The sequence below is a fragment of the Azospirillum sp. VT-I1 genome, assembly GCF_055698305.1.
Window position 1 is genome coordinate 1,377,711 of the sequence record NZ_CP168800.1, and the last position, 19,244, is coordinate 1,396,954.

The 19,244-nt window shown below is 69.9% G+C and carries 16 protein-coding genes and 1 pseudogene; 8 read left to right on the plus strand and 9 right to left on the minus strand.

Annotation, left to right across the window (positions count from 1 at the left end; genetic code table 11):
* Positions 1-181 precede the first annotated feature (181 nt).
* A complete protein-coding gene (locus AB8P05_RS06645) occupies positions 182-1,288 on the minus strand; it encodes an alkene reductase (protein ID WP_472759260.1) in 1,107 nt (368 codons plus the stop codon).
* 193 nt (positions 1,289-1,481) lie between these two features.
* On the opposite strand from AB8P05_RS06645, the pseudogene AB8P05_RS06650 reads away from it, so the two are divergent.
* From AB8P05_RS06650 to AB8P05_RS06660, 3 genes and pseudogenes are all read left to right on the plus strand, one after another.
* A pseudogene (locus tag AB8P05_RS06650) lies at positions 1,482-1,936 on the plus strand (histidine phosphatase family protein).
* Positions 1,933-2,244 carry a histidine phosphatase family protein gene (locus AB8P05_RS06655; RefSeq protein ID WP_472759261.1) on the plus strand — a complete coding sequence of 104 codons (312 nt, stop codon included), beginning with the start codon at positions 1,933-1,935 and terminating at the stop codon, positions 2,242-2,244. The pseudogene AB8P05_RS06650 and the gene AB8P05_RS06655 overlap by 4 nt, the downstream one beginning before the upstream one ends.
* Positions 2,245-2,249: 5 nt before the next feature.
* Positions 2,250-3,203, plus strand: a complete 954-nt coding sequence (locus AB8P05_RS06660) for an NAD(P)H-hydrate dehydratase (protein WP_472759262.1) — start codon at positions 2,250-2,252, stop codon at positions 3,201-3,203.
* 5 nt (positions 3,204-3,208) lie between these two features.
* On the opposite strand, the gene AB8P05_RS06665 is transcribed toward AB8P05_RS06660, so the two are convergent.
* Positions 3,209-3,943, minus strand: coding sequence for a ribonuclease T2 family protein (locus AB8P05_RS06665; RefSeq protein ID WP_472759263.1), 735 nt, complete (start codon positions 3,941-3,943; stop codon positions 3,209-3,211).
* A gap of 167 nt (positions 3,944-4,110) precedes the next feature.
* Between AB8P05_RS06665 and aat the strand changes: the two genes are divergently transcribed.
* A complete protein-coding gene (gene aat, locus AB8P05_RS06670; RefSeq protein WP_472759264.1) occupies positions 4,111-4,755 on the plus strand; it encodes a leucyl/phenylalanyl-tRNA--protein transferase in 645 nt (214 codons plus the stop codon).
* A gap of 98 nt (positions 4,756-4,853) precedes the next feature.
* Here the strand turns inward: aat and AB8P05_RS06675 are convergent, their stop codons facing one another.
* The 5 genes from AB8P05_RS06675 to AB8P05_RS06695 form a co-directional block, all read right to left on the minus strand.
* Positions 4,854-5,987 (minus strand): anhydro-N-acetylmuramic acid kinase, encoded by a 1,134-nt coding sequence (locus AB8P05_RS06675; RefSeq protein ID WP_472759265.1) that lies wholly within the window; start codon positions 5,985-5,987, stop codon positions 4,854-4,856.
* Positions 5,988-6,029: 42 nt separating this feature from the next.
* A complete protein-coding gene (locus AB8P05_RS06680) occupies positions 6,030-6,572 on the minus strand; it encodes a phytanoyl-CoA dioxygenase family protein (protein WP_472759266.1) in 543 nt (180 codons plus the stop codon).
* Entirely contained in the window at positions 6,515-6,892 is a 378-nt protein-coding gene (locus tag AB8P05_RS06685) for a hypothetical protein (protein WP_472759267.1), read from the minus strand. The genes AB8P05_RS06680 and AB8P05_RS06685 overlap by 58 nt, the downstream gene beginning before the upstream one ends.
* Before the next feature lie 216 nt (positions 6,893-7,108).
* On the minus strand, positions 7,109-7,573 hold the full coding sequence (gene bcp, locus AB8P05_RS06690; protein WP_109150874.1) for a thioredoxin-dependent thiol peroxidase: 465 nt from the start codon (positions 7,571-7,573) through the stop codon (positions 7,109-7,111).
* Between the two features lie 44 nt (positions 7,574-7,617).
* Complete coding sequence (locus AB8P05_RS06695) at positions 7,618-10,638, minus strand: bifunctional [glutamine synthetase] adenylyltransferase/[glutamine synthetase]-adenylyl-L-tyrosine phosphorylase (RefSeq protein WP_472759268.1); 3,021 nt, start codon at positions 10,636-10,638, stop codon at positions 7,618-7,620.
* A 104-nt stretch (positions 10,639-10,742) separates the two neighbouring features.
* Between AB8P05_RS06695 and AB8P05_RS06700 the strand changes: the two genes are divergently transcribed.
* On the plus strand, positions 10,743-14,462 hold the full coding sequence (locus AB8P05_RS06700; RefSeq protein ID WP_472759269.1) for a YhdP family protein: 3,720 nt from the start codon (positions 10,743-10,745) through the stop codon (positions 14,460-14,462).
* A gap of 155 nt (positions 14,463-14,617) precedes the next feature.
* On the opposite strand, the gene tyrS is transcribed toward AB8P05_RS06700, so the two are convergent.
* Complete coding sequence (tyrS, locus tag AB8P05_RS06705; RefSeq protein WP_472759270.1) at positions 14,618-15,886, minus strand: tyrosine--tRNA ligase; 1,269 nt, start codon at positions 15,884-15,886, stop codon at positions 14,618-14,620.
* Positions 15,887-16,297: 411 nt separating this feature from the next.
* Here tyrS and bfr (AB8P05_RS06710) point away from each other — a divergent pair, with 411 nt between their 5' ends.
* The gene (gene bfr, locus AB8P05_RS06710) at positions 16,298-16,780 is read left to right on the plus strand and encodes a bacterioferritin (protein ID WP_472759271.1); all 483 of its coding nucleotides are present in this window, start codon (positions 16,298-16,300) and stop codon (positions 16,778-16,780) included.
* Positions 16,781-16,794: 14 nt separating this feature from the next.
* Entirely contained in the window at positions 16,795-17,274 is a 480-nt protein-coding gene (bfr, locus tag AB8P05_RS06715) for a bacterioferritin (protein WP_472759272.1), read from the plus strand.
* Between the two features lie 188 nt (positions 17,275-17,462).
* Here bfr (AB8P05_RS06715) and parA read toward each other — a convergent pair whose 3' ends face one another.
* Positions 17,463-18,107, minus strand: coding sequence for a ParA family partition ATPase (parA, locus tag AB8P05_RS06720; RefSeq protein ID WP_472759273.1), 645 nt, complete (start codon positions 18,105-18,107; stop codon positions 17,463-17,465).
* A gap of 114 nt (positions 18,108-18,221) precedes the next feature.
* Here parA and AB8P05_RS06725 point away from each other — a divergent pair, with 114 nt between their 5' ends.
* Positions 18,222-19,217: an L-threonylcarbamoyladenylate synthase gene (locus AB8P05_RS06725; protein WP_472759274.1), complete on the plus strand. Its 996-nt coding sequence runs from the start codon at positions 18,222-18,224 to the stop codon at positions 19,215-19,217.
* Positions 19,218-19,244 lie beyond the last annotated feature (27 nt).

Consider the following 19,244-nt stretch of genomic DNA (forward strand, 5'->3'; position numbering starts at 1 on the left):
GAAAGATGACCGAATCGCCGCTAAATGCCCCACCCCAGGCTCACGCTTGCCGGCAAACCCCCGCCCCGGACCGGGGCGGACGGCACCGAAGTGCCGTTCCTTTTCGCCCCGCCGGCACCCCCGCCCTGCCACCCCGGCTGCGACTCGGGCACGACATGCACGCGGTCCGTGCAGGGGCCGGTCAGGCTGCCGACTGATTCAACGTGGGATAGTCAGTGTAGCCGTGGCGGTCGCCGCCGTAAAAGGTCTTCTGGTCCGGTTCGGCCAGGGGAGCGTCGATGCGCAGCCGCTCCACCAGATCGGGATTGGCGATGAAGGGGCGGCCGAAGGCGATCATGTCGGCATGGCCGTCGGCGGTCGCCTGGATCGCCATGGCGCGGTCATAGACGTTGTTGGCCATGTAGCGGCCCTTGTAGAGCCCGCGCAGCTCGGCGAGGTCGCCGCCGAACCCCGGATGCGGTCCGCGCGTCACCCCTTCGATCATGTGGAGATAGGCGAGACCATAGTCGTTCAGCCGGCGGATCACCGGGGTGAAGGTACCGACCGGGTCGCTTTCCTGCGCGTCGTTGGCCGGGCTCAGCGGCGACAGGCGGATGCCGACGCGGTCAGCCCCGGCCTCCGCCACCACGGCGTCCAGCACCTCGAACAGGAAGCGGGCGCGGTTCTCGACGGAGCCGCCATAGGCGTCGGTGCGCTTGTTGGTGCCGTCGCGCAGGAACTGGTCGATCAGGTAGCCGTTGGCGGCATGCACCTCGACCATGTCGAATCCGGCGGCCAGCGCGTTGCGGGTGGCGCGGCGGTAATCCTCGACGATGCCCGGCAGTTCGGAGATGTCCAGCGCGCGCGGCGCGGGGATGTCCTTGAAGCCGTCGACGGTGAAGGCCTTCATCTCCGGCTTCACGGCGGAGGGCGCCACCGGCAGGGCGCCGCCCGGCTGCAGGTCGGGGTGGGAAATGCGCCCGACATGCCAAAGCTGCAGGCAGATGTGCCCGCCCTTGGCGTGGACGGCGTCGGTGACCAGCTTCCAGCCCGCCACCTGTTCGGCGCTGTGGATGCCGGGGGTGTAGGCATAGCCCTTGCCCTGCGGCGAGATCTGCGTCGCCTCGGCGATGATCAGGCCGGCGCTGGCGCGCTGGGCGTAATACTCGGCGTTCATCGCGGTCGGCACGCCGGTGGCGTTGTCGGTGCGGCTGCGGGTCAGCGGTGCCATGGCGATGCGGTTGGGCAGGCTGTAGCGCCCGATCGTCACCGGCTGGAACAGGGGGGCCGCGTCCTGGCTGTCCGTCATGTCCGATCCATTCAGATGGTTAAGCTGGACAGAAGAGTGTGGCCCGGCCGCCGCAACCGGCAAGGTGCCGATCGGCCGCAGCGGACGACCGGACAGCATGGCTGCCATACCACGCTCCACCGCGCCGTGGGACCTTTCGTCCCGCCCGGCGGTTATTCCGGACATCTTAGACCATGAACCAACGGGATCGCCGATGCAGCAGCGCTGGCCCGACCGACTCTGGATCGTCCGCCATGGCGAGAGCGCCGGGAACGTCGCCCGCGATGCGGCGCACGCGGCCGGCCTCGTCCGGATCGACATCGCCGAACGGGACGTCGACGTTCCGCTCAGCCCGCTGGGGGAGCGGCAGTCCGACGCGCTCGGCCGCTGGTTCGCCGCCATGCCGGCGGTGGAACGGCCGGACGTGGTGCTGACTTCCCCTACCGCCGGGCGCTGCGCACGGCGGAACGGCTGCACCAGGCGGGCGGCCTGCCGGTCGATCCGGCCGACTTCGTCATCGACGAGCGGCTGCGCGAGAAGGAGTTCGGCGTTCTCGACCGGCTGACCACCGCCGGCATCCGGCAGGAATTCCCGGACCAGGCCGAGTTCCGCCGCCTGCTGGGCAAGTTCTACCACCGCCCCCGGGGGGAGAGAGCTGGTGCGACGTGATCCTGCGGCTGCGCAGCGCGCTCGACACCGTCAGCCTGCATCACGGCGGCCGGCGGGTGCTGATCGTCGGTCATCAGGTGGTGGTGCTGTGCCTGCGCTATCTGCTGGAAAATCTGACGGAGGACGAGATCCTGGCCATCGACAGGGCCGGCGACGTCGCCAACTGCTCGGTCACCGAATATCGCTTCGACCCCAAGGCCGGTCCGCGCGGCGGGCTGTGCCTGCATCGATACAACTTCGTCGCCCCGCTGGAGGAGGCCGGCGCCCCGGTCACCGCCGAGCCGGACGCCGCCGTCGCAGCCCGTTAGGGAGCATGCCCGTGAGCCCCGTCGAGGAGATTCCCGTCACCGCGGAGTTGCTGCGCGGCATGCCCCTGCCCCAGCCGGACGGCGACGGCGACAAGGAAACCCGCGGCCGGGTGCTGGTGGTGGCCGGCAGCGTGCCTGTACCGGGCGGCGCCCTGCTGGCTGGGATCGGCGCCTTGCGGGCCGGCGCCGGCAAGCTGCAGATCGCCACCGCCGCCGGGATCGCCCCGCATCTGGGCCTCGCTCTGCCGGAGGCGCTCGTCGCCGGCCTGCCGGAAACGCCCGATGGCGGCATCGCTCCCGATTCGGCAAAGGTGCTGGCCGAACGGGCGTCACGCTGCGACACGGTGCTGATCGGTCCCGGCATGATGGACGAGGCGGCGGTGGTGGCGCTGACCGCCGGCCTTCTGAACCGCCTGGACGCGGCAGCCGACCCGGCCCTGGACTCGGCCGACGGCGGCGGACCGCGCTTCGTACTGGATGCGGGGGCGCTGGCCGGGCTGGGCCGCGACCCCGGGCCGGTGCAGCGGCATGCCGGGCATGTGGTCATCACCCCCCATGCCGGCGAGATGGCCGGGCTGCTGGGCTGCTCCCGCGAGCAGGTGGAGGCCGACCCGCTCGCCGCCGCCCGGCAGGTGGCGGCCCATCTGAAGGCGGTGGTGGCCTTGAAGGGAAGCTGCACCCGCATCGTCACGCCGGACGGCTGCGCCTGGGCCTATCGCGGCGGCACGGTGGGGCTCGCAACCTCCGGGTCCGGCGACACGCTGGCCGGGATCGTCGCCGGCCTGCTGGCCCGCGGCGCCAGCCCGCAGCAGGCCGCCATCTGGGGCGTCTACCTGCATGGCGAGGCCGGCAACCGCCTGAGCCGCCGGATCGGCCCGCTCGGCTTCCTCGCCCGAGAATTGCTGGCGGAGATCCCGCCGGCGATGGCCGCCCTGGCGGAGGGGGCGGAAAACGCCTGACCGCCTCAGCGTGCCGGCGCCGGAGCCGCGGCCGGTGCCGGCGGCAGGGCCGGGCTGGCCGGGGCGGTGTCGCGCGTGCGCGGCTGGGCCGGTGCCACCTCCGCCGACAGGGCGGCGTCGCGGTCGCGGCAACGGTCGACCACCTTCTGGCCGCAGGACATGAAGCCAAGGTCCTTGTTCAGGCAGACCCTGACCTCCGACACGTCGCGGCGGGAGCAGATGACCGCCACCCCCTCCGCCGTCAGGCCGGGATTGGCCTCAAGGAACAGGCGCTCCACCTGGGCGGCCGGCACGGTCGGGCCGGGCGTCCTCAACGGCTCGGGAATCGCGACCTTGGCGGCGGCGGCGCGCAGTTTGGCGAAATAGTCGGTGGCGTTCAGGCCGGAACAGGTCCCGTGCTTGCGCCACTGGTGCATCATCAGCCCGACGCTGGGCATCACCGGCATGGTCTGGTCCACCACCGCCTTGGGCACGTTGCGGTCGCGGGTGCAGGTTGCGGGATAGCTGCCGTCGGTGTACTGCGGCCACAGGCCATGGACGACGAAGCCGTATTTCCGCTCCCCGCACTGGTCGGGATCGGGTCCGTTCCTGTCGCGGGCGCAGTAGGTCGGCGACCAGGACAGCGACAGAAGATAGTAATCGAAGTTGCCCGGCTCCGCCTTCCTCTGCGCCCAGGAGGGGCTGGCGACGAACAGACCGGCAACCATTACGGACAGGGCGGCGGCAACGGCGCTGCGCATGACGAGTCTTCCCACGGCTGTGCTTCCCAGCGTTGCATACCATGGAAGGAGGTTGCTGTCGCGGGGTCTCGACACCAGTATCACTCGGGCGGACGGCCGGCCCCTGCCATCGCCATCAGTGTTTCGCCACCATCGCCTGCTTTTCCTGATCGGGTATAGTCGTCGGCATGTTCACCCTGTCCGCTCCGATGCTTCTGCGCGCCTATGCCGCCGGCATCTTCCCGATGGCGGAAAGCGCGGAGTCGCGGGAACTCCACTGGTTCGACCCGGAACGCCGCGGCATCCTGCCGCTGGACGCCTTCCATGTGCCGCGCAGCCTGCGCAAGACCCTGCGCCGGGGGCCGTTCGAACTGCGCTTCGACAGCGCCTTCCGCGCGGTGATCGAGGGCTGCGCCGAATCGACGGAGGACCGGCCGAAGACCTGGATCAACGACGACATCGTCCGGCTCTACGGCGAACTGTTCGACGCCGGATTCGCCCACAGCGTGGAATGCTGGCGCGACGGCCGACTGGTCGGCGGGCTCTATGGGGTGTCGATCGGCGGCGCCTATTTCGGCGAAAGCATGTTCAGCCGCGAGACCGGGGCCAGCAAGGTAGCGCTGGTCCATCTGGTCGCCCGCCTGCGCGCCGCTGGATTCGCCCTGCTCGACACCCAGTTCGTGACCGATCATCTGTGCCGCTTCGGGGCCGTCGAGATCCCACGCACCGAATACCGCCGCCGCCTCGCCGCCGCGATGGAGCGCAAGACCGACTTCCACGCGGTGGACCAGCAGGCGGCATTGACGGATTTGCTGGAGTCGGCGTCGGGTTAGAGTGCGATCGGTTCAGACGGAATCGTCTGAAGCGTGAATCGCACGGAAAATCAAAAGGCTAGAGTCCGTCAGATGCTTCAGTAAGCATCTGACGGACTCTAGCCGGCCGGGTGGAACACGCCCCCGCATTGGGGGGCCGGCACGCCGGTGGTCGCCGGCAGGCTGAGCGGCAGCCCGAGCCGGCTGCGCACCGCGAGATAGCCGAAGGCCTGCGCCTCCAGCGCATCGCCGTCCCAGCCGACCAGATCGGTCGACTCGACGGGCACCCCCAGCCGGCCGGCCAGCATCGCCATCAGGGTGGCATTGTGGCGGCCGCCGCCGCAGACCAGCCAGCGCACCGGCGGGGCCGGCAGGTGATCCACGATGCGGACGACCGATTCGGTGGTGAAGGCGGTCAGGGTGGCGGCCCCGTCGGCGGGGGAGAGGGCGGCCACCGGCGCCGGATCGAAGGCGTCGCGGTCCAGCGACTTAGGCGCCGGGCGGTCGAACCAGGGATGGCACATCAGGGCGGCCAGCGCCGCCTCGTCCACATGCCCGGCCGCCGCCAGCGCCCCGCCGGCATCGAATCGGCCGAGGCCGTGGCGCAGCACCCAATCGTCGATCAGCGCGTTGCCCGGCCCGGTGTCGCAGGCCACGACCTCCGCCTCTCCGTCCGCCGGCCCGCCCGAAGTCTCGGGGCCGATCCAGCTGACGTTGGCGACGCCGCCGATGTTGAGGACGGCGAGCGGACGGGGCAAGCCATGCGCCAGCGCGCGGTGGAACAGCGGGACCAGCGGCGCCCCCTGCCCGCCCGCGGCCACGTCGGCGCTGCGGAAGTCGTTGACCACGGCGATGCCGGTCGCCGCGGCCAGCCGGGCGCCGTCGCCGATCTGGCGGGTGATCCGCCGGTCCGGGTCGTGATGGATGGTGTGGCCGTGGAAACCGATCAGCTCGACCTCGGCCGGCGCGACGCCCGCCTGCTCGAGCAGGCGGCGCACCGCATCGGCATGGGCGTCGGTCAGCTCGCGCTCCACCGCCGCCACCGGCTCTCCGCCGTCGGTCCTGCCGAGACAGCCGCGCAGCCGGGCGCGGAAGCCGTCGTCATAGGGGATGGTCAGGAAGGAGAGCGCCTCCACCCTGCCGCGCCCGTCGGTGCGCAGCAGGGCGGCGTCGATGCCGTCCATCGACGTGCCGCTCATCAGGCCGACGACGGTGCGCAGCCCCTCCCCGACAATCCGCTCCCGCTTCGACATCGTCCGCTCCGCGCCCGCTCTGGTGACGGGGCGCAGTCTAGACTAGCTGAGCCAAAGCTGCAGCATCAGCCGGTCGCGGTTGGCCGGCGGCACGGCCCGGTGATAGCAGGAGGTGTCCTCCAGGAAGCCGGTGCCGGCCGGCCCCTCCACCAGCAGGATGCGGTCGCGGGCGAAGCGGGAGAACAGCTCCTCGTCGCGGGCATTGGCGGAGCCCAGCAGCATGCGCAGCGACTTGCCGTGATGGCTGCCGCGGACCAGCTCATGCTCGCCCGCGCCGGGGCTGACGTCGGTCAGGTAGAACTGGGCCGAGCAGAAATGGAAGTCGTGGACGTCGTAATGCCAGTCGATGGTCTGGCCCAGCTGCCGGCGCTCGTCGTCGCCGGCGTCGGTGACGAAGCTCCAGAACAGGCGCGGGATGATCTTGGTGGCACGGAACCCCAGGAAGGCCCCGGCGCATTCCATCAGCAGCGGGTCGCGGCAGACCCGGCGCACCGCAGGGCAGTCCAGCGGATCGGGGACGATGCCCATCACCGCGGGCGAGCCGTCGGCAAGCCGGCCCTTGTGCACGTCGTGGCGGTAGAACATCCGCTCGTCGCGCAGCCGCCGCTGCAGGGGGAGTGGGTGGCGAACTCCACCATCTCCACCACCATCGCCTGGGGCAGGTCGAAGCCCATGGCGATCGAGTCGCGCCGCAGGTCCGCCAGCGCACGCTCGGCGGTCTGGCCGGCGAACAGGCTGACCGGAAGGGTGGGCAGGGCAACGGGCGGCCCGGCCGGGGCACGCTGCCGCGACCGGGGGGACAGGCGCCGCAGGGCGCTGTAACCGCGCCTGACCGATTCGAAGCGGCCGAGTGCGTAATGAAGCTCTCCGGCGACGAGGCGCCGGGCGATGTTCGCAACGTTCATTGATGGTGCATCCCTGGGGCAGCCGAAGGACCAAAACCGCGGTGGGTTGCGCGGCCACTGGTGCGGGAATGCACGGAGTGTATGCAGTTTTGGGGCGATTCTAAAAATACCCTTGTGGCGTAAACCCACACGCCGGAGGAATAACCGGGGCGGCGGGGCGTCCATCCCGTACGGTTCAAGCCGGGAGAAAATGGAACCCCGCCGTCACGCGACGGGCTATAGCGCCTGAACCGCCTTCAGCACCGCCGCGACATGGCCGGTCACCTTTACCTTGCGCCAGACGTTGCGGACCACGCCGTCCTTGTCGATCAGGAAGGTGGCGCGGTCGATGCCCATGTACTTGCGCCCGTACATGCTCTTCTCGACCCAGGTGCCGTAGGCCTCGCAGACGGCGCCGTCGGTGTCGGACGCCAGGGTGAAGGTCAGCTCGTGCTTGGCCTTGAACTTGTCGTGGCTGGCCACGCTGTCCTTGGACACGCCGATCACCACCGCGTCGACCGCGGAGAAGTCGGGCAGCTGGTCGCGGAAGCCGCAGGCCTCCGACGTGCAGCCCGACGTGTCGTCCTTCGGGTAGAAATACAGCACCACCGGCTTGCCGCGCAGGGCCGACAGCGTGACGCTGCCCCCGCCGTCGGTCGGCATGGTGAAATCCGGGGCGGGCGATCCGACGTCTACGGTCATGGCTGCTCGAATGTCCTTCTTCTTGCCGGCGGAGAGGGAACCCCTCAGGCCGGGGGCGTGGTCGTGTTGGGTGGGGCCAGACGGCCCGCCGGCTCCTCGACCAGGGCCTTGAAATGGCCGTGGGCGCGGGCGGCGACGGCACGGATTCTGTGGTCCAGTTCGGGGAAGTCAACAGCGCCAGGCTCACGCTCGTCCGGAAAGGCGGCGCGGACCAGCCCGGCCAGCAGGCTTGGCGACACCTGATTGGGGTCCAGCACCCCGGCGGTGGTCAGCCGCAGGAAGCCCTGCACCCGCCGCCACACCCGCAGCGTCGCCTCCAGGTCCTCGGCCACGTCGGGCGCCAACGCCCCGGTGCGGGCGGCGCATTGCAGCGCCTTGGCGGTGCCGATGTGCAGGATGTCCGGCCGCTCATGGCCGAAGCGCAGCTGCAGGTACTGGGCGATGAACTCGATGTCGATCAGGCCGCCGCGGGCGTATTTGACGTTCCAGACATTGGTCGTCCCGAACTCCTTTTCGATCCGCCGCCGCATGTCGGCGACGTCCCACAGCAGCCGGTCGGCATCGCGCGGCGCCGTCAGCACCGAACGGATCGCCGCCGACACCCGCTCGGCGAGGTCGGGATCGCCACCGATCACCCGGGCGCGGGTCAGGGCCATATGCTCCCAGGTCCAGGCGTCGGTGGTCTGGTATTTCAGGAAGGCGTCCAGCGAGGTGGCGAGCGGCCCGGCATTGCCGGACGGGCGCAGCCGCATGTCCACTTCATAGAGCCGGCCGTCGCCCATCGGGGCGGTGATGGCGTTGGTCAGGCGCTGGGTCAGCTTGATGTAATACTCGTTGGGCGACAGCGGCTTTGTGCCGTCGGAGAGACGCGGCCCCCCACTGCCTCCTTGGCCGGGCGCCACGTCGTAGATGACGATCAGGTCGATGTCGGACGTGATGGTCAGCTGCCGGCTGCCCAGCTTGCCCATCGCCACCACCACCCAGGCGCCGCCGGGGATGCGGCCATGGCGCTGGGCGAACTCCTCCTCCACCCGGCGGGCGAGGTCGGGGACGACGAGGTCGGCAAGGTCGGCCAGGAAGGCGCCGCAGCGGTCGCCGTCGGTGATACCACGCAGGATATGGACCCCGGCACGGAAGCGCTGGTCGTTGGTCCAGCGCCGCGACAGGGTCAGCGCATCCTCGAAATCGCGGGCCACCGCCATGGTGCGGGCATGGTCGTCGGCCAGCCCGTCCTCCTTGCCCGGCAGCTCATCGAAGAAGTCCGGCGACAGCACGGCGTCCAGAAGCGACGGGTTGCGCGACAGGGTCTGCGCCATCTGCGGCGCGATGCCCATGATCTCCGCCACCAGCTCCAGCAGCCAGGGATTGGCGACGAACAGCGAGAACAGCCCGACGCCGGCCGGCAGCTTGCCGAGGAAATCGTCGAAGTTCATCAGCGCCGCATCGGGGGCCGGCGTCTTGGCAAGGGCACTCAGCAGGGCCGGCGTCAGCTCGGTCAGCAGCTCCCGCGCGCGGCCGGAGCGGGTGGCGCGGTATCGGCCGCGGTGCCAGGCCGACACCACGCTGATGACGCGAGCGGCGTCGGCAAAGCCCATGCCGCTCAGCGTCTCCACCGTGCCGGGATCGGGGTCGGTGCCGGTGAAGACGAGGTTGCCGGGACCCGACAGCGACGGCGCCTCCTCGAACAGCTCGGCATAGCGGTCCTCGACCTGCCCCAGCGTCGCCAGCAGCTCCGCCCTGAAGGCGTCCGGATCGTCATAGCCGAGGAATGTGGCCAGATGCGCGACGCCGGCATCGTCGGCGGGAATACGGTGGGTCTGCTGGTCGTCGATCATCTGGATGCGATGTTCGACACGGCGCAGGAAATGATAGGCCCCCGCAAGCTCCTCCACCGTCTGGGGCGGCACGCGCCCGACGTCGCGCAGCGCCTCGTTCGCCATCAGCGTCGGTGCGATGCGCACGCGCGGGTCGCGGCCGCCGAAGATCAGCTGCTGGGTCTGGGCGAAGAACTCGATCTCGCGGATGCCGCCGCGGCCGACCTTGATGTCGTGGCCGTTGACCGTCACCTCGCGATGGCCCTTGTGGGCGTTGATCTGGCGCTTGATCGAATGGATGTCCTGGATGGCGGCGAAGTCCAGGTTGCGGCGCCAGACGAAGGGCTCCAGAAAGCGGATGAAGGCGGCGCCGGCCTCCGGATCGCCGGCGATCGGGCGGGCCTTGATCATCGCCGCGCGTTCCCAGTTCTGGCCGACGCTGCCGTAATAAATTTCGGCTGCCGAAACGGAAACCGCCAGCGGCGTGGCGCCGGGGTCCGGCCTAAGCCGAAGGTCGGTTCGGAAGACGTAGCCGTCCTTGGTCCGTTCATCCATAATGCGGACAAGATCGCGTGCGAGCCTGATGAAGGTTCGCGCGAGGTTGTCCGGCTGGGGCGTCTGCACAACAGCGTCGTCGTACAGGACGATCAGGTCGATGTCGCTGGAATAGTTGAGTTCGCGCCCGCCAAGCTTGCCCATGCCCAACACGATCAGACCTGAGCCGATCCACGGTCGCTGCGGATCCGGCAGCGTCAGCGTCCCCGCCTCCGCGGCACGGCGCAGCAGGAAATTCGCGGCCAGCTGCACCCCCGTCTCCGCCAGCTCCGACAGGGCGCCGGTGACGCGGAACAGCGGCCACGCCCCTGCGATGTCGGCCAGCGCGATCAGCAGCGCCGCCCGCCGCTTCGCCACCCGCAGCCCGGCCATCAGCCGGTCCATCGACTTCTCACCGTCATGCTCGGCATGGAGCGCGGCGATCAGCCCGGCGAAGCCGGCATCGAAGCCGTCCTCCATCACCCGCCGGACGAAGGGCAGTTCCCGCGTCAGGATGTGGCCCAGATACGGGCTGTTGCCGCACACCGCATCGACCAGCGCGCGGCCGGATTCCGAATCGGCGAAGGCGTCCGCCCAGGCCCGCGTCTCCGGATCCGCCGCGGCGGCCTGCTGGCGCCAGCGCTCCATCCCCAACGCCGCCTGCGCGGCGTCGAAGGGCTTCGGCAAGGGGGCTGCGAACGGAACGGGGTTGGGCATGGGGACGGTCTTTCCTGCTCAAAACATGTGCAGAAAGCTGCACGCCTCGGACGGGAACGTCAATCGGGCCGATCGCGCGCCCTCTTCTCCCGTCATGGTGCCCGATGATCCGGCGCACCGCGAAGATACTCGGTCTGACGCTGACCGGGATCGGGGCCGTGGCGCTGGCGGCGGGCGGGCTGTTCGCTTGGCGGCTGTCGCAGGGGCCGATCGCGCTCGACCCGCTGATCCCCTATGTCGAGGAGGCGCTGGGCGACCGCGACGGCCGCTTCCGCATCGATGTGGGCGAGCTGGTGCTGTCGCTGGAGGATGACGACACGCTCCAGACCGGCGAGGGCGGGCGGCGGCTCGACCTGCGCGCCCGGCGGGTGCAGGCGCTGAACGCCGACGGGGCGGAGCTGGCCGCGGTGCCGGAGATGGGCATCGGCTTCTCCGTCGCGGCGCTGCTGCGCGGCACGCTGTCGCCGACGCGTCTCGATCTGGTCCGGCCGCGCCTCAGCGTGCTGCGGCGGGCGGACGGCAGCCTCGCCTTCGACGTGCGGTCGGACACGGACTCGGTGCAGAAGCGGGAAAGCGACGGCCCCGACCTGCTGGACGAGGCGCTGGACAGCCTGCGCCGGCCGCCGGACATCGACCGGCCGCTGGGGTTGCTGCGCCGGCTGTCGGTGGTGGGGGCCGACCTGCGGATCGAGAATCGCATGCTGGATCTGTCCTGGCACGCCACGCGCGCCGACATGATCCTGACCCGCGATGCCGAAGGCGCCCAGGGCCGTGCCCGCCTGACCCTCGATCTCGGCTCCCAGGCCCAGGGCGATGCGAACCGGCGTCCGGTGACCGTCGCCGCCTCCGGCCACTACAACATCGCCGATTCGACCACCGACCTGACCCTGTCCGTCGATGGGCTGGAGCCGGCGGCGCTGGCGGAGGTCGGACCGGCGCTGGCGCCGCTGGCCGCGGTGAAGCTGCCGCTGTCGGGCACGGTCACGGGGAAGCTCGACCCCCGGTTCGAGCCGTCGACGCTCGACCTGAACCTGCGCGGCGGTGCCGGAACCGTCGACCTGCCCGCCTTGCGTCCGGAGCCGCTGGCGGTGCAGGGCGTGGCCCTGCGCGGCAGCCTGGACGTGTCGAGCCGGCGGCTGCGGGTGGAGGATCTGTCCCTGAAGGCGGCGGCTCCGGACGGCGGCGAACCGCTGGCGCTGAGCGGCCGGGGCGAGCTGACGGAGACCGGGCGGGGCCGCGACCTCCAGGCGTCGCTGTCGCTGACCTCCGGCGGCCAAACCGCCGGGCTGGAGCTGTCGGGGCAGCAGGGCCCCGGCAAGGACGGACGGGCAGCGGCGCGCCTGACCGGCGTCACCCCCGCTGCCCTCGCCGGCATCGCCCCGATGCTGGAACCGCTGAAGGCCGCCGCCCTGCCGCTGTCGGGCACGGTGGAGATCGCCTTCGACCCGACCCTGCAGCCGACCGCCGGCAAGGCCGACCTCACCGCCGGCCGCGGCCATCTGCACCGTCCCGACCTGTTCGAGGGGCCGGTGCCCGTCGAATCGGCCCAGCTGCGCCTGCATGGTGACCGCGACCGCATCGAGCTGGACGGCCTGTCTGCGGTGCTGGGCGAGACCGGCAAGCCGCAGCCGCGGGTTGAGGCCAGCGGCACCGCGCAGCGCCAGGGCGACCGCATGGCGGTGGAGGCGCAGGCGAGCGCGCGCGGCATGGCGCTGGACGAGCTGCGCCGTTACTGGCCGAAGGTCGCCGGCCCCAACGCGCGGGAATGGGTGACCAGGAACCTGTCGCGCGGCACGGTGACGGAGGCGCGCGCCGAAGTGGCGCTGTCGCTGCCGCTCGACCGCCCGGCTGAACCGGAGATGACGCACTTCCTGGCCACCATGGCCGGGGAGGACATCAGCGTCCGCTATTTCCACGACCTGACGCCGGTGACCGGCGCCGGGGTGGAGGCGACCACCGACGGCAAGACCTTCACCATCCAGACCAAGGGCGGACGCATCGCCGACCCGAGATCGGGCGACATCGAGATCGGCGACGGCAAGGTGGTGATCGGCGGACTCGACACCGGCCAGGAGACGATGGACATCCGCATCCCCGTCCAGGGACCGGTGCGCTCCATCCTGACCCTGATCGACATGCCACCGCTGGGCTATCCGACCAAGCTGGAGATGGACCCGAAGCGCACCCAGGGCACGGCGGAAGCGCAGCTCCACTTCGCCTTCCCGCTGCTGGTCGACCTGAAGGTGGAGCAGCTGGACCTGGAGGTGGCCGGCAAGCTGCGCAAGGTGGCGGTGGAAAAGGTGGCGGCCGGGCTGAACGCCACAGACGGCGAGCTGTCGCTGGCGCTCGACCTCAAGGCCATGCAGATCAAGGGCACCACCAAGCTGGACGGCATCCCCGTCAGCGTCGATTGGAACGAATCCTTCGACAGCACGGCCAAGGGTCCGCGCACCCGCATCGCGGTGAAGGGCGACGCCACCGCCGACGACCTGCGCGCCCACGGCATCGACCTCGAGGACCGGGTGCAGGGTCCATTCGGCGCCGATGTCCTGTTCACGGTGGACCGCCGCCACAAGCTGGCGCTGACGGCGAACCTGAACCTGGAGAAGACCCGGCTGTCCATCGAGGAGCTGGGCTGGGCCAAGCCGCCCGGCAAGCCCGGCACCGGCAAGCTGACGCTGGAGTTCGACAAGGACCGCCCGACCCGCATCAGCAACCTGACCGTCGATGCCGGCGGGCTGAAGGCCGTCACCAACCTGGACCTGGCCGACGGCGGCAAGCGGGTGGCGCGGGTCCAGACCCCCAGCTTCAAGCTGGGCCAGACCGACCTGCGCGCCGATCTGACCGTGCTGCCCCCGGCGAAGCCCGGCGGCCCGGCCGGCGGCTATGCCGGCACCATCACCGGCAGCAGCCTGGACGCCCGCGGCCTGACGGGAAAGACGCCGTCCGGCGAGGGCGCCGTCACCCCCGACCCGCAGAAGGCCCGGACCGGCGACGGCCGCAAGACGCCGCTGGACGTCGCCATCAAGTTCGATTCGGTGGTGTTCGGCGAGGGGCGGCGGCTGCGTCAGGTCGCCGGAACCATGCGGCGCGACACCGCCGCCTGGACCCTGCTGGACCTCACCGGGCGCAGCGAGGGCGGGGGCGTGTCGATGAAATGGCGGCCGGGGGCGCAGGGCGTCTACGACCTCGCCATCACCGCCGACGATCTGGGCTCCGCCCTGCAGGCGATGGACCTGAACGACCGCATGCGCGGCGGCCGGCTGTCGCTGACCGGCCGATCGGTGGAGCCGCGGGCCGACGCCGCCATCGTCGGCAAGGCGGAGATCCTCGATTACACCCTGCTCGACGTGCCGGCCCTGGCGCGCATTCTCAACGCCATCTCGCCGTCGGGTTTCGCCGAACTGCTGGGCGGCGGCAAGGGCGTCAATTTCGGCCGCATGTCGGCGGAGTTCCGCAAGGAGGGCCGCCTGCTGACCCTGAAGGACCTGCGCACCTCGGGCTCGGCGCTCGGCCTGACGCTGGAGGGGCAGGTCGACCTGGAGACGGAGACCGCCAACCTTCGCGGCACCATCGTTCCCGTCTATGGCCTGAACCGCCTGATCGGCCAGATCCCGCTGCTGGGCGACGTGCTGAGCGGCGGCGAGGGTCAGGGCATCTTTTCCGCCACCTGGCATGTGCAGGGACCGCTGTCCGATCCCGACGTGTCGGTCAACCCGCTGGCGGTGCTGGCCCCCGGCTTCCTGCGCAACCTGTTCTTCCTGGGCGGCGACGGCACGCCGGTGCCGGACACGCGTCCGCCGCCGGAGGCGCATACGCGGTGAGGCGTCGGCCCTGTTGTGGCGTTAGACCCCCACCCTAACCCTCCCCCGCTGGGCGGGGAGGGGACAAGTGCTTGTGCGGAAGAGTGGCGGCAGTCCCTCCCCGCCCAGCGGGGGAGGATAGGTGGGGGTCTAACGCGGCAAACCGCCGACGCTCCTCACCCCACCTTCACCAACGCATGCCGCTTCTTGCCGGCGCTGAGCTTCACCACGCCGTCGGCATTCAGGTCCGCCGTCGTCGCCTTCGCCGCCTCGTCCGCGATCGGCCCGTCGTTCAGCTTGGCGCCGCCGCCCTTGATGAGCCGGCGCGCCTCGCCCTTCGACGCGGCCAGCCCGGCCGACACCAGCAGGTCCACCACCGGCAGGCCGGCCTCCAACTCGGCGCGGGCGACCTCGATGCTCGGCAGCCCCTCGGCCGCGGCCCCTTCCTCGAAGGCACGCCGCGCGGTCTCGGCGGCCTCGAGCGCGGCCTCCTCGCCATGGGCGAGCTTCGTCACCTCGTTGGCGAGGATCTTTTTGGCCTCGTTGATCTCGGCGCCCTGGAGGTTTTCCAGCCGGGCGACCTCGTCCAGCGGCAGTTCGGTGTAGAGGCGCAGGAAGCGGCCGACGTCGGCATCCTCGGTGTTGCGCCAGTACTGCCAGAAATCATAGCTGCTGAGCTTGTCGGCGGTCAGCCACACGGCGCCGGCGGCGGTCTTGCCCATCTTGGCGCCCGACGAGGTGGACAGCAGCGGCGTGGTCAGGCCGAACAGCTCCGCCCCGTCGGTGCGGCGGCCGAGCTCGACGCCGTTGACGATGTTGCCCCACTGGTCCGACCCGCCCATCTGCAGCGTGCAGCCGTAGCGCCGCTTCAGCTCCACGAAGTCGTAGGCCTGGAGGATCATGTAGTTGAATTCCAGGAAGGTCAGCGGCTGCTCGCGCTCCAGCCGCAGCTTGACCGATTCGAAGGTCATCATGCGGTTGATGGTGAAATGGCGGCCGATGTCGCGCAGCAGCGGGATGTATTTCAGCTCGTCCAGCCAGTCGGCGTTGTTCGCCATCACCGCGTCGGTCGGCCCGTCGCCGAAGGTCAGGTAGCGGCCGAAGATGCGCTTGATGCCCGCCATGTTGTTGGCGATGACCTCGTCGGTCAGCAGCTGGCGCGCCTCGTCCTTGCCCGACGGGTCGCCGATCTTGGTGGTGCCGCCGCCCATCAGGACGATCGGCTTGTGGCCGGTCTTCTGCAGCCAGCGCAGCATCATGATCGGCAGCAGGCTGCCGACATGCAGACTGTCGGCGGTGCAGTCGAAGCCGATATAGGCGACGATCGGCCCCTTCGCCGCACGCTCGTCCAGCGTGGCGAGGTCGGTGCACTGGTGGATGAACCCGCGATCCTGAAGGGTGCGCAGGAACTCCGAGGAGGGAGCCGAGGGGGTGGTCGTCGTCATGGCCGCAATCCGGCTGTCGTTGGAAAGAAGGGCGAGGCCCGCCGGGTGATGAGGGCGGAGAAATCCCGCGGTCTGTTAGCACGGAACGGCCCCTGCCTCAATGCGGCGGCCCGATCGCGACAGGCGGAACCGGCGGACGGACCGGCCCGTTCTCCCGCTCAAGCATCGCTGCGCCGCCGCAAGTCAAAACCCGTATTGCGAACCGGGGAATTCGCAAAAATCCCATCCTATTGCAATTGACATTGATTCGCAAAACAGGGGACCGGCCCTGACTGTATTTTGGGCACCCGTCATCAGGCCCAATTGATAGTGACTATCAACTACATCTCTGTTCTGAAAGGAATTTTTTATTGTGCGAGTCCTTCGGTTGTGCCAAGGTGCGACAAATCGTCTATTTCGGAGTTACCAGCCATGCAAGGCGATCAAGGGGTCCTGGACCGTTTGAACAAGCTGCTCACCGGCGAGTTGAGCGCGGCCGACCAGTATCTGTCCCATGCGCGGTCGATGGAGGACATGGGCCTCAAGGCGCTGAGCGAACGCATCTCGCACGAGCGGATGGAGGAGCTGGAGCATGCCGACAAGCTGATCCGCCGCATCCTGTTCCTGGAAGGCACGCCCGACGTCGCCAGCCGCGACCCGATTCACATCGGCAAGACCGTTCCGGAGATGATGCGGAACGACCTGAACCTGGAGTATGAGGTGGTGGCCGCCCTGAAGGAAGCCATCGCCTATTGCGAGCAGGTGAAGGATTACGACACCCGCCGCATCCTGCTGGAACTGCTGGTCGATACGGAAGAAGACCACGCCCACTGGCTGGAACAGCAGCTTGGCCTGATCGACATGCTCGGCCTGCAGAACTATCTGCAGTCGGCCATGGGCGGTTTCCCGAGCTGAGCGGAGGACGGACCATGAAGGGCAACAGCGACGTCATCGCCCAGCTGCAGATCGTCCTGAAGGACCAGCTGACGCAGATCAACCAGTATTTCCTGCACGCCCGCATGCTGAAGAACTGGGGCGTCCGGGCGCTGGGCAAGTGGGAGTATCACGCCTCCATCGAGGTGATGAAGAGCGCGGACGAGATCATCGAACGCATCCTGTTCATCGAGGCGATCCCCAACCTACAGGACCTCGGCAAGCTCCACATCGGCGAGGATGTGCCGGAGATCCTCTCCAGCGACCTCGCCGCCGAGCGCGAGGCCCGCGACCGCATCGCCCACGCCATCGCCGTGTGCGAGGAGAAGGCCGATTACGTGTCGCGCGACGAACTGTCCGAACTGCTGGAAGAGTCGGAAGAGCGCATCGACTATCTGGAAACCCAGCTGAGCCTGATCGACGACATCGGTCTGCCGAACTACATCCAGTCGGCGATGGGTGAGTTCAAGGACTGAGGTTGGGGGTGTCCGCGCCGGATGCCCCCTCCCCATCCCTCCCCCGCCCTCGGCCGGCCGAAGGCCGGTCCGATCGCGGGAGAGGGGGCAGGACGCTTGTCAGCGTGACTTAACTGCCGAAGCGGCGGAGTTCCCTCTCTCGCGTTAGCGGGGAGGGTTAGGGAGGGGCAATTACTGCAACAGCCCCCTCAAACCCGCCCCAGAATCTCCTCCGCCAACGCCTGCATCTCCGCCGCCGCCTGGGTCTTGCGCGCGGCCTCCGTCACCGACAGGCCGGTCATCAGCGTGCCGGCATAGGCGGTGCGGTTGCCGACCTGCGCCGTCGCCAGCTCGACCGCGGGCGGGGCGACCAGCTCATGCACCTTGGCGATCAGTTCGTCGGCGATGCGGGCGCGCGGCGGCACGCGGTTCAGCACCAGCAGCAGGCGGCGCTTCTCTTGCGCCGCCAGATCGATGGTCGGGTGGACCGCCCACAGATCCATCGGGCTCGGCTGCACCGGCGCCACCACCAGCGTGGCGGCGCGGACGGCGATGCGCGCCTCCGTCTGGGCATGGGGCGGGCTGTCGACCACCACGATGTCGTGGCCGCGCGCCAGCTTCTCCACCTCCGCCTGGGTGCGCCAGCCGGTGATCTGCACATGGGTGAAGCCGGGCTGCCCACCGGTCGCCTCCGCCCGCACGGCATGCCAGCGGGTCAGGCTGCCCTGCGGGTCGATGTCGACGGTGGCGACCCTGTAGCCAAGCTGCGCCCAGGCGATGGCGAGATGGGCTGCCAGCGTGGTCTTGCCGGCGCCGCCTTTCTGCTGCGCCACGGTGAAGACCTTGCCCGTCATGCCCGCACCCATCATGTTGTGTTGGTTGATTGCGCACTCCCCTCATAACCTTGGGCATGGCACCGGTGCAACCGCGCGAATTGACACCGGTGCTGCACGGGCTAGAAAGACGCCGTGACCGACCATTCCGCACCCGATACCGGTGAAAAGCGCCCGGCGCTGATCCCGGCCACCCCCACCGGCCTCAATCGCGCGGCCGAGCTGCTGCGCGCCGGCCGTCTGGTCGCCTTCCCGACCGAGACGGTCTATGGGCTGGGCGCCGACGCCACCGATGACCGCGCCGTGGCCGCCATCTTCGCCGCCAAGGGCCGGCCGCAGTTCAACCCGCTGATCGTCCATGTCCCCGATCTGGTCGCCGCCCACTCCTGGGGCCTGTTCGACAACCGCGCCCACGATCTGGCGACGCAGTTCTGGCCCGGCCCGCTGACCATGGTCGTGCCGCGCCCGGCCAACTCCGCCCTGTCGCTGCTGGTCAGCGCCGGGCTGGACAGCATCGCCATCCGCGTGCCCAACCACCCGGTGGCCCAGGCCATCCTGCGCGCCGTCGGCAAGCCGATCGCAGCGCCCAGCGCCAACCGTTCCGGCGCCGTCAGCCCGACCACGCCGCACCATGTGCTGGAAAGCCTGGGCGACCGGGTGGACGCCATCGTCACCGGCGGCAAATGCATGGTCGGGCTGGAGTCCACCGTCATCGACCTGACCGGTCATGATGCGGTGCTGCTGCGCCCCGGCGCCGTGCTGCCCGACGAGATGGAACAGCTGATCGGCCCGGTCCGCCTGTCGGCCGGCGACCCGACCGCGCCGAAATCGCCGGGCCAGCTGGAAAGCCACTACGCCCCCAACGCCGGGGTGCGCCTGAACGCGTCCTCGGCGGAAGAGGACGAGGCCTTCCTGACCTTCGGCCCCGACCGCTTCGTCTTCGGCGGCACCACGCGGCTGAACCTGAGCCTGGAAGGCGACCTGAACGAGGCCGCGGCCAACCTGTTCTCCCACCTGCGCAGCCTCGACCAGAGCGGCGCCAAGCGCATCGCCGTGATGCCGATCCCGGATGTGGGGTTGGGGCTGGCAATCAACGACCGCCTGCGCCGGGCGGCGGCTCCGCGGAGCTGAACCGCTGCGTTGCAGCAGGTCTGCGCA